Annotated in this window: 4 protein-coding genes; all 4 read left to right on the top strand. The window is 68.3% G+C overall.

Annotated features, from left to right (window positions below):
* The first annotated feature begins 41 nt into the window (after positions 1 to 41).
* A complete protein-coding gene (locus tag OH491_RS15400) occupies positions 42 to 365 on the top strand; it encodes a hypothetical protein (RefSeq protein WP_342750570.1) in 324 nt (107 codons plus the stop codon).
* 442 nt (positions 366 to 807) lie between these two features.
* Positions 808 to 17217 (top strand): autotransporter-associated beta strand repeat-containing protein, encoded by a 16410-nt coding sequence (locus OH491_RS15395; protein ID WP_068773229.1) that lies wholly within the window; start codon positions 808 to 810, stop codon positions 17215 to 17217.
* A gap of 9 nt (positions 17218 to 17226) precedes the next feature.
* Positions 17227 to 17682: a hypothetical protein gene (locus OH491_RS15390; RefSeq protein WP_068773230.1), complete on the top strand. Its 456-nt coding sequence runs from the start codon at positions 17227 to 17229 to the stop codon at positions 17680 to 17682.
* Positions 17683 to 18043: 361 nt separating this feature from the next.
* On the top strand, positions 18044 to 18466 hold the full coding sequence (locus OH491_RS15385; protein WP_068773231.1) for a hypothetical protein: 423 nt from the start codon (positions 18044 to 18046) through the stop codon (positions 18464 to 18466).
* Positions 18467 to 18541 lie beyond the last annotated feature (75 nt).

Here is an 18541-nt window from a genome sequence, read left to right as displayed (position 1 = left end):
CGCGCGCCCCATCCGGGGGGCGGTCACTTCGCATCTCGCGGATGAACACCTTGCCGCGCATGCCGCCACGCGGAGCCATGGACACCGCCAAAACGGCACACGTGTGGTGTTTTAATTCAAACGACAGGAGTTGTCTTGTCCGAGAAAACCGGGGGCATTCAACCACTATCGCTGAGCCCCTGTTCCGGGTCGGCGCACCTGCGCACGATGCGGATTTTCCATCCAATGCGTGCGCGATTGAAACCAAACTTATGCAAAATGGCGGCGGATTTTTCCAAATCCGCCGCCAAAAGCACCAATCAACCAAGATGCAAACCTATGAAAACATTCGTGTATGTAGCCTATTACGGATAAAAGAAAAGTAAATTTGACAGTCGCCTTAAAAATCATTCGCTAGACCCCCGGCAGCATGGAAACGCAAAGGTTTTTCTTTCTGTCAGCAAATGCCTCCGCCACTTGCAATATCGTTCAGTTTTGCCGCTCGCGCGCGCAGCGGCGCGAACGCTACTGCAAGTAATCCGGGAGATGGGCCGAACCGCGTAATCTTTTGTTATATAAATAGTTTTAATCCTATAATCGGAATAACTGCGCAAAGCGCAAAAGGCATATGTTGGCCGGTATGGATCCACGGCGGCCACATGGGGGATCGCGCATCGCCGCGATTTGAAGCCGGTGAGACACCAAGACTGCATGCACCTCCTGCATTCGCATTCGTCGGCTCCACGCCCCGTCTCTTCGCATAGGATATCGCAGAAGGGCCAAGCATGCCAATGACCTGCAGCATCACTTTCATATTGTAAAAATAAAATGAACATAGCCCGTATTCTCCGCCTTCCATCCTCAAGCCTTCTGGCTGCGCTTCTGGCCCTCGCCCCCGCGAGCCTCCGTGCGCAGTCGCAATGGAATGCCTCCTCCGGCACCTGGGCCGCCGCCGCCAACTGGGTCGGCCCCGTCCCGAACGCCCCCGGCGACGTCGCCGTGTTCAACGCCCTCGCCGTGCCCGGCGACAAGGCCGTCACCCTTGCCGGCTCTGTCACCCTCGGCGCGCTGCTCATCAGCGGACAGCAGGGCACTGCCACCGCCACCAGCCTCACCTTCGACGGCGGCCTCATCACCTTCGACAGCGGCGGCGCCTCCTCCGCCATCTGGCGCGTCGAGAACAACCACCACCTCGCCGTCTCCTCCACCATCGCTCTCGCATCGAATCTCGGCCTCTTCCTCGCCGATCCTGCCGACGGCTACCCGTCCACGCTCACCCTCAACGGCCCCGTTGATCTCGGCGCGCACACCCTCGACCTCTCCACCAATTTCCAGACCGCCGTCGCCACCCTCAACGGCGCGATCATCGGCACCGGCGGCTCCATCGTGAAAAACGGCTCCGGCATCCTCCGCCTGACCAACACCGACAACACCTTCGACGGCGGTTTGCTCCTCAATGGCGGCCGCACCGAGACCACCCTCGCCGCCGGCGCGGGCGGCGGCATCACCCTCGGCGCGCTCGCCGCCGGGCAAAACAACCTCGGCATCGGCGACACCTCGCTCACCGGCAACACCACCGTCCTCCAAATCCTCACCTCTGCCGCGAACCAGACCGTCCAGCTCTCCGGCCATGCCCTCACCCTCGAGGGCAACTCCCGCGTGGACATCCTCAAAAACGCCACCGACCACACCGGCGGTGCGTTCATCCTCGCCGGCGGCACCCTCGCCGGCGGCGCCACACCCGCCGTCTCCGGCACGCTGCGCCTCTCCGGCCTTGATTTCACCTACCTCTCCGGCGTCATCACCCGCGCCCCCAGCCTCCTCCTCGAATCCGGCACCGGCGCCACCGCCGCCACCGTCCAGACCATCTCCGGCGCGGGCGCGACCGCCATCTCCGGCCTCGGCGACATCACCAAGACCGGCCCCGGCTCCCTCCGCATCGCCGACACCGTCGCCTCGCTCTCGGCGGCAAACCTCTTCTTCCGCTCCGGCACCCTCGACCTCGGCGCCACCGCCGACCTCTCCCTCTCCGGCACCCTCGCGCTCGGCATCACCTCCACCGGCGCGCTCTCGCAAACCGTCCTCCTCCGCAAAGCGAACCAGCTCGCCGCCGACATCGGGGTGCTCGCCGGCTACTCCGACCTCCTGGGCAACCCCTACTACAACGTCGCCACCCTCCACCTCGGCGGTTACGACCAGGGCATCGGCAACATCAAGGTCGGCAACCTCGCCTTCCTCCGCCTCGACATGGGCGCGCCCGGCTCCGGCGCCGGCGCGAACACCCTCATCCTCGCCGGCGGCAACACCGGCGACGTCAACATCCTCAACTACGAAGGCAACCCCGTCTCCCACCTCCTCGACGGCAGCGCCGCCACCCAAGACCGCCTCGTCCTCGCCCCCGGCTCCACCGTCAATCCCGACGACGTCTGGGTTTACGGCTTCGAAAAAGGCGTCGTCGCCGACACCGCCCCCGGCAGCGTTGCCAACGAATACAAACCCGCCGCCTTCCTCACCGGCACCTGGCACAGCGTTAACGCCAACTACTTCGACTACCGCAACTGGGGCACCGGCACGAACGCCGCCGGCATGGAAATCCCCAACCACCCCGGCGTCACCGCCGTCATTAACGCCGGCGTCAGAACCGACCTCAACCTCGGCGGCTCCACCGTCACTTGGGGACAGTTGATCACCAACGTGTCCAACGACACCACCGGCCGAACCGTCTCCAACGGCACCATCGTCTGGGACAGCGGCGTGTCGGGCAGCGCGGCCGTGGCGCGGAACAACGGCGGCTCGGTTTACGTTTACAGCGCGGGCTCCGTGCTCAAGAGCGACTTGACCCTGTTTGGCCAGCAGGAGTTTGGCGGCAACATCTCCGGTTCCGGGGCGCTGATCGTCAACCACAACCTTAATCTCTACGGCACCAACAACACCTACGAAGGCGGCACGGTCTTGAATCCCGGCAGCCAGATGAGCCTTTCCACCGCCCGCCCCGGCACCGGCACGCTCACCATTAACGGCGGCAGGATTCTGGGCGGAAACATCTATGTCACCAGCGCCCGCTCCATCGTCACCGTCACCAATCCCCTCGTCCTCAACGGCGACTTCACCGCCAGCTACCTCACCTTCGGCTACGGCGGCGACGTCGAGCTCACCGGCACCCGCACCATCACCGTCAACGAGGCGCCGGGCAACGTCGTCTGGAACCAGTCCGTCACCTTCAGCGCCACCACCAACCTCACCGGCACCGGCGCGCTCGTCAAAAACGGCTCCATGGGAGCGCTCCACCTGCTCAGCGCGAACAACACCTTCAGCGGCGGCCTGACCCTCGCCCAAAGCGGCTACATCAGCACCAACGCCGGCGCGGGCGGCATCGTCATCGGCGGCTCCGTCGCGGGCCGGAACTACCTCGGCAGCGGCGACATCAACATCACCGCCGGCGAGGTCATGATGTATCTGTCCAACAACTCCACCTCCGAAGTGCGCGGCACGGTCAACGGGCCGGGCAACCTGCGTATCAACGGCGGCGGCGCAAACACCACAGTCCTGCTCCAGGACACCGGCACCCTCAACGGCGCCACTCTGTCCCTTTACCTGACCGGCACGGTGGTGAACGACGGCATCGCGTGGGCGAATTTTCCCTCGATGGCATTCTACAACGATGTGAGCACCGGCACCACGTGGTTCACCGGCTCGGCGGTGACGGGCCTCAGACAGTTGCTCAAAGGCAACAACGGCACCGCCATCCTCGACACGATGGTGAGCGGCAGCAGCCTGAACATGAATGGCGGCCGGCTGATCCTGAACCAGAGCGGCACTTTCAACGTCACCTACATGACCGGCGGCGTGCTGGAAGCCGCCGCGAGCACGCACCACGACGACCTGGGCGTTTTGCAGTTGTCCGGCAACGCCGGCCTCTTCCTTGGCGACCACGCCACGATGACCTTCCTCCGGCTCAGCGGCACCTCTGCGGGCGCGTGGCTGCCCACGCACCAGCTCAACATCGCCAACACCTCCGGCACTTGGAACAAAACCGGCGCCGCCGGCGTGACGGACACCTACGTCTACGTCAGCGACACCGCCGTCAACGGCGCCCAGTTCGACCGCATCGCCTTCACCGGCTACACTCCCGGCGCGGAATGGCTCTACGACGGCGGCGCGGGCAAGTGGTATCTCGCCCCCACCGGCGACACCGCCCGCGAATGGTCGGGCAACCCCGGCGCCGCCTTCACCGGCTCCGCTTGGGGCGCCGACGCCGACTGGCTCGGCGGCGCCCCCGACGGCGCGGGCACCTACGCCGCCATCCGCAACATGGACAACGCGCTCAGCGGCAAAACCATCCTCGTGGACGGCGCGTTCACCGTCGGCACGCTCGAAATCTCCCACGCCAACGCCATCTTCACCCTCGGCGGCTCCGGCACCCTGCGCTTCAGCGACCCCACCGGCACCGCCGCGCTGAGGCTCGTCAACGGCAACATCCCCACCTTCACCGCCGCGTGGCAGCTCGACAGCGACCTGCTGCTCACCTCCGCCCTCGCCACCCCGAACAACATGCAAGCCGCCCTGAACAACAAAATCAGCGGCCCCGGCGGCATCACCCTCGTCAACTCGGCCCCGGGCGGCACCAAATGGCTGGCCATCGGCGGCAGCGCCGCCACGAGTGATTTCTCGGGCGGCTTCCGCTGGATCGGCAGCGCCGCCACCAGCCCGAACGGCCCGACCAGCGGCAACGCCCCGCGCCTCATGCTGACGGCGGACGGCACGCTCTTCGGCACCGGCACCCTCGCCATCGGCACCGGCGCGGCGGGCATGTGGTATTCCCTGCAACCCAGCGCCGCCGGCATCACCCGCACCGTGGACCTCGGCGGGCTCGAGCTCGCCGGCAACCTTTTCTTCGGCCAGCAAAACGTAAACACCAACGCCACGCTCATCCTGCGCTCCACCACCGGCGCCGCCACCCTCGCCAGCGGCACCTGGACGCTCTCCGGCAACGGCGGCAACAGCAGCAACGCCACCGGCGGCAGGAGCAGGCTCGTCCTCGACATGGACATCGGCGGCGCGGGCGGCCTCCTCATCCCCGGCGCGACGCGTGTCGATCTCCTCGGCGACAACACCTTCACCGGCGGGGTCACGCTCAGCAAAGGCGGCAGCACCTTCTACGAGCAATACATCGGTGTCGGCAGCGACACCGCCTTCGGCACCGGCACCCTCGCCTTCACCGGCCTCGGCATCACCTACCTCGACCTGCTCGGCGGCAGCCGCCGCCTGGAAAACGACATCACCTTCTCCGGCGACCGCACGATCGTCCGCAGCGGCACCCTCGCCCTCGCCGCCGGCCACTCCACGCGCCTCATGGACACCGGTGACATCAGCGGCGCGCGCTTCACGCTGGAGGCCGGCGTGGTCATGACCATCGAGGACGGGCACGACATCACCGGCGCGGGCAACTGGTGGTTTGGCGATTACGACAGCACCAGCGGCACGATGATCTTCCTCGGCTCAAACTCCTACACCGGCAACACCCGGCTAAACGCCGGCATGACGCTCGCCGTGGCCAACGACCACGCCTTCGGCACCGGCACCTTCTCCTTCGCCGGCAGCAGCGCCGTGGCCAAGGTCGCCAGCCACGGCGGCCCCGTCACGCTGGCCAACCCGCTGCGCTTCGAAAGCACTTACGTCAGCCTCGACGGCCGCGCCGGCCTGCTGACGCTCAACCCCGCGCAGACGATGGCCCTCGCCAGCGACAAAACCATCATCGTCCACGGCGGCACCGCCGCCTTCGGGCCGGACTTCTCCCTCACCGGCGCGGGCGGCCTCACGAAGAGCGGCACCGGCACCCTCTGGCTCATGAGCGGCAGCAACGCCTACACCGGCGACACCCGGCTCGCCCAAGGCACGCTCTCCGCCGACGCGGTGGACGGCAGCATCTCGCTCGGCAAAAACATCGCGGGCGAAAACTATTTCGGCACCGGCATGGTCAGCTTCGTCAGCGGCGCCTACAAGCGCACGCTGGAGCTCATCACCACCGGCAGCGTGTTCCTCGCCGGCCACCTCGTGCTGGAGGGCAACAGCACGGCCCACACCGCAAACGTGAACGTCACTCAGGCCAGCGGCGCCGTCACCGGCGGCAGCGTGGTCGCGCACCTGAACCCCGACGGCGGCATGGTCATCACCGGCAACGACCATGGCTACCTGAACATCGCGGGCGACCTCGTGCAAAACGCCAGCGGCACCGTCACCTTCGCCGGTGCAAACATCGTCGCCGGCGGCGAGTTCAGGCTGCAAGCCGGCGCGTTTAATTGGACCGGCGGCAAGCTCGACGCCGCAAACCTCGACTACACCGGCGGCACGCTCACCCTCGGCAGCGTGACCTCGCCCGGCCTCGCGCAGCTCACGCTCGGCGACAACGTCACGCTCGACATCGCCGCCGGCGCCGAGGCCATGCTCTCCGGCGCGCTCCTCCACCTCTCCGGCACCGCCGCCACCATCGACCTGCACGGCACCGGCGTGCTTACCCTCGGCGGCGCGACGCCCGCGTGGAGCGGCTCGCTCCTCGTCGCCAACTGGGACGGCGAACTGGCCGGCGGCGGCGTCACGCGGCTGCAATTTGCGAACGCCGCGCCCTCCGGTGCGCTGCTCAACGCGATCACGTTCACCGACGTGACCCCCGGCGTGAACTACCTGCCCGGCGCGCGCGCGACCCGCAACTACCTCGGGCTGCTGGAACTCGTCCCGATAGGCTCCGGCGCGGAGTGGAGCGGCAGCAACAACACGAACCTCTGGCACGTGAACGACATGCTCAACTGGGAGCCGAACAGCACGCCGAGCGCGGTGGACGCGGTGGCGGTGTTCGCGAACCTCGACCCCGGCTTGAACAACAAGACGGTGGAACTGGCGCAAACCGTGATCTTGGGCGGCCTGGTGCTGAGCAGCAGCACGGCGGACAACTACACGATCTCCGACGCCGGCAGCGGCCGCGACCTGACCTTCGACCGGACATCCGGCGCGACGTTCATCCAGATGACGAACAAGAACTCCGTCGTCATCGACGCGCTGGTGCGCCTGGGCAAAAACCTCGAAATCACCAATGCCGACACCGGCACGCTGACCTTCGCAAAGACCATCATGGCCAACGGCCGCGCGGTGAGCAAGGAAGGCGCGGGTCTGGTGGTCTTCAACGCCGCGAACCAGTTCAACGGCGGCTTCACCCTGAACGCCGGCACGGTGCGCATGGGCGACGCCGCCGCGCTGGGCAGCAGCGCGCTGACCTTCAACGGCGGCGCGCTCGACACCGGCGGGACGGACCGCCTGCTGGCGAACACGTACACCCTCGGCGGCACGCTGGGACTGGTCGGCAGCGCGACCTTCAGCGGCAACGGCGTCATCCGCGGCGGCGGCCTCGATATCGCCGCCGCCGGCGACACGCTGACCGTGACCGGCACCCTCAGCGGCACCGGCGCGCTCGCGAAGAGCGGCGCGGGCACGCTGCGCCTCGAAACCGCCAGCCAGCACACCGGCCCGACGACCGTGACCGGCGGCACCCTCGCCCTCGCCGCCGCCAACGCCATCGCCAGCAGCACCGCGGTGGTCAACGACGGCGTCATCGCCGCCACCGGCACGCAGACGCTCAACAACCTCGCCAGCACCGCCGCCAGCGGAACCATTCTTGATTCTTCATTGTTGGTTCTCAATTCCTCCCTCGACACCGCCTACGCCGGCGCCATCACCGCCGCCACGGGCACGCTGCAAAAGACCGGCGCCGCCACGCTCACCCTCACCGGCACGATCGCCAGCGCCGCCGGCCTCATCGAGGCCGGCGGGATCGTCCTCCAAGGTGGAAGCGGCGTCCCCGCCGCTTTCTGGGACATGACCGGCGACCTCACCATCGCCGACACCGGCGCCGCCGCGCTCGCCCTCACCGAAAGCAGCACCGTCACCGTCGCCGGCGACAGCATCATCGCCGCCGCCGCCGGCTCCAGCGGCAGCGTCGGCGTCTCCGGCTCCGCCCTCTGGCGGAACAGCGGCATCCTCTACGTCGGCAGCTACGGCACCGGCGCGCTCACCATCGCCGGCAGCGGCTCCGTCGTCAACGGCGTCGGCGTCATCGGCGCCGGCGCCAACTCCTCCGGCTCCGTCGGCGTCAGCGGCTCCGCCCTCTGGCAAAACAACGGCTCACTCATCGTCGGCGAACAAGGCACCGCCGCGCTCGCCATCAAGGACAGCGGTATCGTCATCAGCACCGTCGGCGTCATCGGCGGCGCCCCCGGCGCCTTCGGCTCCGTGAGCGTCAGCAGCTCCGCCCTCTGGCAAAACTCCGGCCCCCTCATCGTCGGCTTTGACGGCACCGGCGCGCTCACCCTCGACGGCAGCGGTACCGTCATCAACACCACCGGCCGCATCGGCGACGGCGTCAACTCCTCCGGCACCGTGAGCGTCAGCGGCTCCGCCCTCTGGGAAAACAACGGCGCACTCCTCGTCGGCGACAGCGGCACCGGCGTCCTCACCCTCGCCAACAGCGGCACCGTCATCAACGCCAACGCCTTCGTCGGCGCCGCCGCCGGCTCCACCGGCAGCGTCAGCGTCGGCGGCACCGCCCTCTGGGAAAACCGCGGCAACCTCCACGTCGGCGGCACCGGCGCCGGCTTCCTCGCCATCACCGGCAGCGGCATCGTCACCAACACCAACGCCTACATCGGCGACGCCGCCAACTCCTCCGGCTCCGTCGGCGTCGGCGGCTCCGCCCTCTGGGAAAATCGCGGCAACCTCATCGTCGGCGGCTTCGGCGCCGGCGTCCTCACCATCGACGGCAGCGGCACCGTCACCAACGCCGACGCCACCATCGGCTCCGGCGCCACCGGCAGCGTCAGCGTTTCCGGCACCGCCGTGTGGGACAACTCCGGCAACCTCTACGTCGGCAACGGCGGCTCGGGCGCGCTCGACATCAAGGACAGCGGCACCGTCATCAGCGCCCGCGCCGCCATCGGCCTTCCCGGCAACTCCGGCTCCGTGGGCGTCAGCGGCACCGGCTTCTGGCAAAACAACGGCGACCTCATCCTCGGCCTCAACGGCACGGGCGCGCTCGCCATCGCCGGCAGCGGCAGCGTCGCCGTCGGCGCCCAATACCAGCAAAACACCCTCTCCACGCTGACGCTGACGCTGCCGACCTCCGGCACGCGCGGCGCGTTTGTCACGGCTGACAGCGCCCTCCTCTACGGCGGCACGCTCGCCGTCAGCGGCTACACGCCCGAGTCGTTCAGCGGCACGCTCGCCACCGCCATCCTCGGTGCCGGCACCACGCACACGCTCATCCACACCGCCGCCGGCATCGCCGGCGACTTCGCCACCGTCGTCGGCGCGGACGCGACCACGCCGGACTATATTTTCCAAGGCGCCCGCAAGAGCGCCGACGGCCTCGACTACGTGCTCGGGCGCGAACTCTCCTGGCGCGCCGGCGGCACGCACGCCCACGGCACGTTCACCGTCGCCACCGGCAGCGTCTTCGAGCTCGACATCGCGCTCAGCGACACCACCGCCAATCCCGCCAAAAACAACTGGGCCGGCGACACGCTCACGAAGGCCGGCGACGGCCTGCTCATCCTCAGCGCGAGCAACGCCCACACCGGCACCACCCTCGTCACCGCCGGGACGCTGCGCGCGACGCACCTCGGCGCGCTCGGCCAGTCCCTTGCGTCCATTGAGTCCCTTGCGTCCCTTGAACTCTCCGGCCTCACCGGCACGCTCGCAAACACCCTCGCCGGCACCGGCACGCTGCGCGTGATCGACAACGCCAGCATCGACTACCGCGGCGACGGCTCGGCCTTCGCCGGCGCGACCCGCGTCGACAGCGGCCTGCTGCGCGTGAACAGCCTGCTCGGTACCGCGGCCTCGGCGCTGACAGTTTCCGCCGGCGGCACGCTCGGCGGCGGCGGCACGCTCGGCGGCCTGGTCATGGTCAACGCCGGCGGCCACCTCGCGCCCGGCAACAGCGCCGGCACGCTCTCCACCTTCGGCGACCTCGTGCTCACCTCCGCCATCCTCGACTTCGATCTTAACGCCATCACCAACCCCGGCCACATCGTGGCCACCGGCAACGACCTCGTCAACGTGGGCGGCGACCTCGTGCTGGCCGGCACGAGCACGCTGAACATCACCTCCACCGGCGCGGCCCTCGCGAAGGGCGAATACGACCTCATCCACTACGGCACCGCCGGCACCGGCACGCTCTCCGGCGGCGCCGCGAACATCGCCCTCGGCGTGTTCAACGGCACGTCCGTCGGCGCGCTGCCCGACGCGGGCAAATACCTCGTCAGCACGGCCGAGACCGGCTGGGTCAAGCTGCTCTACGACTTCGGCTACTTCAACTACTGGGACGGCGGCGACTCCTCAAAATGGACGAACACCGGCGACCCCGACGGCGGCAGCGGCACGTGGTATGCGCCCGGCGCGAACAGCGCCTACACCGCGTGGAGCGGCAGCAACGGCGCGCCCAACGGCGAATGGCTCGGCTCGCCCGCCGCCGACGCCGGCTTCGCGATCTTCGGCGGCTCCGCCGGCACGGTGACGGTGGACAACACCCCCGCCGGCAGCTTCACCGGCGGCACGATCTGGTTCAGCGGCGCGCAATTCAAGGCGGAAGGCTACCTCCTCACCGGCGGCACGCTCACGACCGGCGGCACCTCCGCCGTCGTCTTCAACATGACCGCCGGCGCCACCATCGCGACGACGCTCACCGGCACGCACGCCATCGAAAAGGCCGGCGCCGGCACGCTCACCCTCGCCGGGGCGAACACCACCACCGGCACGCTCAGCATCCTCGACGGCACCCTCGTGATGACGAATCCCGGCGCGCTCGGCACCGGCGCGGTCGTGGTCGGCACCGGCTCCGGCGCGACGGAAAAAGTCCTGCGCGTGGCCACCGGCAGCAACGCCCTTGGCAACACCCTCAGCGGCACCGGCCTGCTGCACGTGACGCTGAACAACGCGACCGACGCCTTCAGCTTCAACTCCGCCGCGACCGCCTCCGGCTTCACGGGCACCGCGCTCTTCGGGACCGGCGCCTACGCGCTCGACAACAACGCGCTGGCCAACGCCGCCGTGGTGCTGGGCACGGCCAACACGACCACGGTCGCCACCGGCACACAGCGCCTCGGCAGCGGCAATCCCGGCGGCCTGACCATCGACGGCGCGAACGTCATCTTCGCCCACACGACCGGCGCGCAAGCCGACGGCGTCATCCTCACCGACACGCTCGACGGCGTCAGCGGCACGATCACCGTCACGAACACCAACGCGCTCACCGGCACGACCGGCCTGCTGGACAAGAACCTGCTCCGGCAGGACGAGGCCACGCTGGTGCGCCTCGTGAACGCGTATTCCACCACCGGCACGAACCTGACCCTCGCCGGGGGCGGCACGACGACCGCCGCCGTGCGCGACGCCGGCAGCACCGTTACGGCGACGGCGACCTACACGCAGGCGCTCGACTACGCCACCGGCGGCCCCGGCCTCTCCGCCGCCTACCGCCTCACGCAGCTCGACCTGCTCGCCAACCAGACCACCACGCTCTCCGGCGACGACACCGCCGCGCCCGCCGGCGGGGCCGACTTCACCGCGACGATCACCGGCGCGGGCAACCTGCAAATCGCCGCGACCAGCGCCATCACGCTGAGCGCCAGCAACGCCCACACCGGCACGACGACGATCACCAGCGGCACCGCCATCGCCGGCGCCGATGACGCCCTCGGCCACACGTCCCATCTGTCCCTTGCGTCCCCTGCGTCCTTTGACCTCAACACCCATTCGCAGACCCTTGCCAGCGGCGGCATCGCCGGAAAACTCCTCGGCGCGGCGTCCGGCTCGCTCGGCGTCACCGGCCTGCTGGACATCACCAGCACGAACGCCGGCTTCGCCGCCGGCGTCGGCGTGACCGGCACGGCCGTCCTGCACAACACCTCCGCGCTGGGCGACAGCGGCACGCTGACCCTATGGAGCGCGGGCGGCCCGCCCGCTTCCGGCCTTGTCCGCCTCGACAACGCCACCGGCACCCTTTCAAAAACCATCGCCGGCACCGGCACCGTTGCGCTCGCCAACTCCTCCAGCGTCGCCCTCGCCGCCGCGAACGGCAACTTCAGCGGCGCGTGGACCGTCGCCGCCGGCAACGCGCTGAGCGCGAGCTCGACCGCGAACCTCGGCGCCGCCGACCTCCTCCTCGACGGCCTCTTCACCATCGCGAACACCGCGAACGAGACGCTCGGCAACGCCCTCTCCGGCACCGGCGCCTTCGTGAAGACCGCCGCCGGCAACCTCACCATCAGCCAGTCGAACGCCTTTGCCGGCACCGGCACTGTCGCCGCCGGCACGCTCACCCTGCAAAACCTCTTCGGCACCGGCACCGGCGCGGTCGCGAACAACGCGACGCTCGACCTCGCCGGCACCGGCGCCTTCCACAACGCCGTCAGCGGCACCGGCGTGAACCTCGTGAGTGGCGGCGTGAGCCTGCGCGGCGCGAACACGGGCTTCACCGGCACGCTCGCCGTGACCGGCACGGCGGACATCACCGCCAACACGCAAATCGGCGGCACCGGGGCGACCGGTGCGAAGGTGGTCATCGCCGCCGGCGGCGAACTGGCCACCATCGCGACCACCTTTGTCCACGCGCTCACCGGCAGCGGCGTCCTCGCCGTGGATACGAACAACCAGACCTTCGACTTCACGGCCGCGACCGGCACGGCCTTCGCCGGGACGGTCAAGCTCGACGCGGCCACGCTGCACCTCGGTACGAGCGCCGCGCACAACCACAACGCCCTCGCGCTGGCCGGCGCCAAGCTGCGCGTGCTCAACGGCTCGACCCTCGCGGCCAACGCCGAGACCCGCAAACTCGGCGGCCTCGACCTGGGCGCGGACGGCGTGACGCTGCTCGACATGACCGGCGTCGCCCCGACGCAGGTCCTGCGCACCGGCACGCTCTGGGTGGACAGCGCCGCGAAGGTGGCCTTCAAAGGCTACGCCAACTCGGGCACGGTTGACTCCACCGGCGCGGATCCGGCGAAAAACTTCCTCGACCAGGATTCGATCAACGATACCGCGACGCTGCTCGTCGCCGCCGACACGCTCGCCCCCGGCTCCGACAACAAACAAATCGCCCTCACGACCGAAAGCGGCTCCGCGCTCGCGGGCGGGCGGCAGATCGACTATGGCAACGTGGTGGCCACCTACGATTACACCGGCGTGACCGCCAGCGCCTCGACCGCGTTCAGCGTCGTCGGCAGCGCGACCGCCGGCCTGTATTACAACTACGCGCTGACCGTGCTCGACATCAAGAGCGGCACCACGCTCACGCTCACCACGGCGGGCGCGACCGACCACACCCTCGCCGCCGAAATCACCGGCGCGGGCAACCTGGAGCTCGTCGCCTCCGCCGGCGCCCTCACGCTCAGCCACAGCAACAGTCACACCGGCACGACGACCATCGCCAGCGGCACCGTCATCGCCGGCGCCGACGACGCCCTCGGCCGCACGGCCTTTTTGTCCCTTGCGTCCCTTGCGTCCTTTGACCTCAACACCCATTCGCAAACCCTTGCCAGCGGCAGCATCGCCGGAAAACTCCTCGGCGCGGCGTCCGGCTCGCTCGGCGTCACCGGCCTGCTGGACATCACCAGCACGAACGCCGCCTTCGCCGCCAGTGTCGGCGTGACCGGCACGGCCATCCTCCACAACACCTCCGCCCTCGGCGACAGCGGCACGCTCGCCGCCGGCGGCCTCGTCCGGCTCGACGGCGCCACCGGCACGCTTGCGAAAACCATCGCCGGCACCGGCACCGTCGCGCTGGTAAACAGCGGCAGCGTCGCCCTCACCGGCACGAACACGCTCAGTGGCGAATGGAACATCGCCGCCGGCAACGCGCTGAGCGCGAGCTCGACCGCGAACCTCGGCGCCGCCGACCTCCTCTTCGCCGGCCTCTTCACCATCGCCAACACCGCGAACGAAACCCTCGCCAACAAGCTCGCCGGCAGCGGCACGTTTGTGAAGGAAGCGGCGGGCAACCTCACCATCTCGCAGTCGAACGCCTTTACCGGGAGCGCCGGCATCCTTGCCGGCACCCTGACCCTCGCGAGCAACCTCGACGGCCTCGGCACCGCAACAATCGCGAACAGCTCCACGCTCGCGCTCAGCGGCACCGGCGCCTTCGCCAACACCCTCAGTGGCACCGGCGTGAACCTCGTGAGCGGCAGCGTCGCCCTTGCCGGGACGAACACAAGCTTCACCGGCACGCTCGCCGTGACCGGCACCGCCGCCATCACCACCAACGACAACATCGGCGGCGCGACCGCCGCCGTGAACATCGCGCAAACCGGCGAACTGGCCACGACCGCGACGACCTTCATCCACGTGCTCACCGGCTCCGGCCTGCTCGCCGTCGAGTCGGCCGGCGGCGCGTTCGACTTCGTTGCCACGACCGGCACGCACTTCGCCGGCACCGTCGCGCTGGCGAACACCGCGCTCACCCTCGGCACGAACGCCGCGCACGCGTTCAACGCCGCCGCGCTGGCCAACGCCACGCTCCGGCTCGACGCCGGCGGCGCGCTCCACGCCGCGAACGAGACCCGCCGGCTCGGCGGCCTCACCCTCGACGGCGGCGCGCTCTGGCTGCCGATGAACGGCGTTGACCCCGAGGAGGTCCTCACTGTCGGCACGCTCTCCGTCGCCGACCTCGCCAGCACCGTCGTTTTCGAAAACTACACCGGCGGCACGGCCGCGATCAGCGACGCCACGCAGCAAAAGAACTGGCTCGACCAGGACAACCTCACCGACAACGCCACGCTGCTCGTCGCCGCCGGCACGCTCGCCGAGGCCGCGCCGCGCCAGGTCGCCATCCACAAGGCCGACGGCACCGCGCTTGAGAACGGCCAGGTGATCGAGCACGACGAGGTTTTGGCCATCTACAACTACACCGCGCAAACCAGCGGCAGCGCCAGCGCCCACACCGGCACGGGCGGTCTGTATTACGACTACGTGCTCGCCGAGCTGAACGTGAAGAGCGGCACCACGCTCGCGCTCACCGACGCGGGCGCGACCGACAGCACCCTTTCCGCCGCGCTCACCGGCGCCGGCTCCGTCACCTACACGACCGGCTCCACGCTCACCCTCGCCGGCGCGAACACCTACACCGGCACGAGCACGATCCTCGGCGGCACCGTCGTCGCCGGCGTTGACCACGCCCTCGGTTACACAGGGCGGCTCGACATCGCCGATCTCGGCGCCTTCGACCTTAACGGCCGCTTGCAAACCATCGCCGGCGGCGGCCTCATCGCCGGCCACCTCACCGGCACCGGCGCGCTCACCCTCGCCGGCGGCACGCTGACGGTCAACCGCGCGAACCCCGGCTACACCGCGCAAACCAACATCGGCTCCGGCGCGACCGCGCATCTGGCAAACACCGCCGGCCTCGGCACCGGCGACATCGACATCCAGCCCGACGGCACGCTGCGCACCGACGCCACCGGCGCGCTGCAAAACACGCTCTCCGGTTACGGCCTGTTCCACGCCGCCGGCGGCGCCGTCACGCTCGGCCGCGACAGCGCCGGCTTCCACGGCACCGGCAGCATCGCCGCCGGCGCGCGCGTCACCGCCACGCACGAAAACGCCCTCGGCGACGCCGCCATTGACGTCGCCTCCGGCGGCACCTTTGAGCAGAAAGCCTTCACCGGCGTCCTGCGCAACGCGCTCTCCGGCGCGGGCACGCACCTCGTGACCAACGCCACGCTGTTCCTTGAAAACAATCCCGCCGCCTACCAGATCGCGAACACCACGCTCGACGCGAACGCCGCGCTCGTGCTCGGTGCCGGCGGCTACAGCTTCGGCACGCTGCAAATGAACGGCGGCGCGCTCGCCTTCTCCGCCACGAACCCGACCGGCGCGGCTGCCATCGCGACCCTCGGCAACACTTCGGGTAATTTTTACCTGAACGCGGACCTCTCCGGCCTGGGCGGGAGCGTTTCCGGCACCATCGCCCGCGCCGCCACCATCGCGAACTTCCTCGACATCACGAACGACGGCGCCGGCACGCACAACGTGCACCTCGCCACCAACGGCACCGAGCCCGCCGGCCCGAACATCGCGCTGGAGCTCATCCACACCGGCGGCACGCAAAGCACCTTCACCCTCGTCGGCGGTCGCATCGAGACCGAGCTCACCTCGCTCGAACTCATGCGCGGCGACCGCAGCGCCTACATCCCCGATCCCAACATGTGGTATCTGACCGATGCCGGGCTCAGCCACGCCGCCGACGCGATCCTCAGCACCGCCTCCTCCCTCGCGCTCGACTGGGCCAGCGCGCTCGACAGCCTCCACCTGCGCCTCGGCGACCTCCGCGCCGAAAACCTCGCCTCCCTTGACGGCGGCAACGCCGCCGCCATAAAAAGAGGCAACGCCTCCGGCAACATTTGGGTGCGCTCGCGCGGCTACCGCCTCGACGCCGCGAACCGGGTCTCCGGCATGGCCTTCGAGCAGCACGGCTACGGCATGACCGCCGGCCTCGACCGGACGTTCGAGACGGAGACCGGCGCGAACCTCCTCGGCGGCTTCATCGACATGGGCGGCGTCAGCCGCAAGTTCGACAACGCCGGCACCGGCGAGACCCGCAATGTCGGCGTCGGCGCCTACGCCACGCTCCTGCGCGCGGACGGCTGGTTCCTCGACGCGGTCGGACGCTTCGACCGGTATAAAAACAAGTTCGACGCCCGCGCCGCCAACGGACGCGTGACGCACGGCGACTACAACGTGAAAGGCCTGAGCCTGAGCGTGGAGGCGGGCCGCCGCCTGCAACGCGCCGACGGCTGGTGGCTCGAGCCCGCCGCGCAGGCCTCGGTGCTCTGGCTGGGCCGCGCCGCCTACGACACCCGCGCCACCCCCGACCAGCGCGCGATCAAGGTGCGCGTGGACGATTCCGAGACCTGGCAATACCGCGCGCTCCTGCGTTTTGGCCGCCAGTTCCGCGGCAGCCGGTGGCATCCCTACGGCAAGCTTGCCGCCGTCGCGGTCGATTCCAATGGCGGCGGCATCACCGCCCACGGCAAGACGTTCAGCGCCGACTTCGACGGCAAGCGCGTCGAGTTCGGCCTCGGCGCAAGCTACCGCGTCAACGACCTCAGCCAGTTGTATCTGGACTACGAATACGCCCGCGCCGCCGCCTACGAGCGTCCCTGGAGCATCAACCTCGGTTACCGCCGGCTCTGGTAAACGAAGGCGATGGAAACCGGACAGACAGCAGGTGGCGCGGGCCAAAACCAAAACCCCGCGCCGCCGGAGGGCGTGCGGGAGCCGGTGCTGATCGACACGCTGCCCATGGCGCGGTACAGCTTTGTCGTGCGCGGGCGTCTGGCCAGCGGCGCCCAAATCATCATCAAGGGCGTGGTTTATGCCAGAAGGGGTTTGTATTATCAGGCGCGGGCGCGGGTGCTCGATTCCGTTTTGAGGGAGATACCCACCCTCCAACTCGACGAGGAAGAACTCGTCGGGCTGCGGATGCAGACGGGCGGCGGCAGATGCGTCCCGCCGGAAGACCTCGGCATCCTCAGACGCTCCAAGGTGCGACGCCCCGCGCCCGTGAGAGTGGTCACGCAGGCAGGGGATTCGAATTTCCACAGCCCGGCGGGGCAAGGTGTGCAGGGCGGACAAAACCATCTGGGACAGACAAAAATTTAATGAGCCAATCGAATGAGTGCGTGCGCAGAAATTTTTCGAATCCTTAAATTTTTTTTTAATTTATTCACCTGCGATCCCAGTCGCTGCATGGCTGCGTTTGGCTGATACCACCTCCGGCTGCATCCTTCACTACTTATGCTTATGCAAAGAGATTGACTTATGTCAGGAGAAATATTCATTTTGTTAAAATTTTACTAATCAATACATTATTCCATACTATGAGCAATTTTCACGACTCCCCTCGTATATGGTTTTTTCCCCCTTTTCGCGCTTCGTGCGCAATCGACTACTACAACAAATACCAGCCCCGGCATCGGCCCATCCCGCTGCCCTCATCATAACAAAGCAGTCTAATTTTTCTATGAAAGCCACCCTTTTGGCCTGGCCGATTGTCATGCTTGGTCTCGCGGGCTCTGCCGGTCTGCGGGCGCAGACAGTCAATACCACCACAATATTCAACAGCAGCCAGACCTACACGCTCGGCGCCGGCGGCACCTTCACCGGCTCGTCCTCCGTATCCCGCACCAGCGCCCTCATCACGGTCAACAACGGCAACCTCACCTTCAGCACTTCCGGCGTCGCCGCCCTGCTCAAGCCCTCCAACAACGTGAACACCGCCGACGGCTACGGCGGCGCCATCAACGTCACTGCCGCCAGCAACGGCTCGCTCTTCATCAACGGCAGCTACGGCAACATCCTCATTTCCGCCAACACCAACACCGCCGCCAACAATCACCCTCACCTCCACCGTCAGCACTGGCACGGCGTCGGCTTACGGGCCTAATCCCGCCAACCGCACGGGCGCGCTTACTTGGAACTTCGGGATATTTAAAGTGATGGGTCTGTAAAAAGGAGAAAA

Origin of the sequence: Termitidicoccus mucosus, from assembly GCF_038725785.1 — a bacterium.
Taxonomy (GTDB): Bacteria; Verrucomicrobiota; Verrucomicrobiia; order Opitutales; family Opitutaceae; genus Termitidicoccus; species Termitidicoccus mucosus.
The sequence above is the reverse complement of the archived record's forward strand: the minus strand, read 5'-3'. Positions and strand labels throughout refer to the sequence as shown.

Excerpts from the sequence above, each read along its gene's own strand:
- OH491_RS15390 (WP_068773230.1), top strand. The coding sequence starts at position 17,227 with ATGGAAACCGGACAGACAGCAGGTGGCGCGGGCCAAAACCAAAACCCC.
- OH491_RS15385 (WP_068773231.1), top strand. The coding sequence starts at position 18,044 with ATGAAAGCCACCCTTTTGGCCTGGCCGATTGTCATGCTTGGTCTCGCG.
- OH491_RS15400 (WP_342750570.1), top strand. The coding sequence starts at position 42 with ATGAACACCTTGCCGCGCATGCCGCCACGCGGAGCCATGGACACCGCC.
- OH491_RS15395 (WP_068773229.1), top strand. The coding sequence starts at position 808 with ATGAACATAGCCCGTATTCTCCGCCTTCCATCCTCAAGCCTTCTGGCT.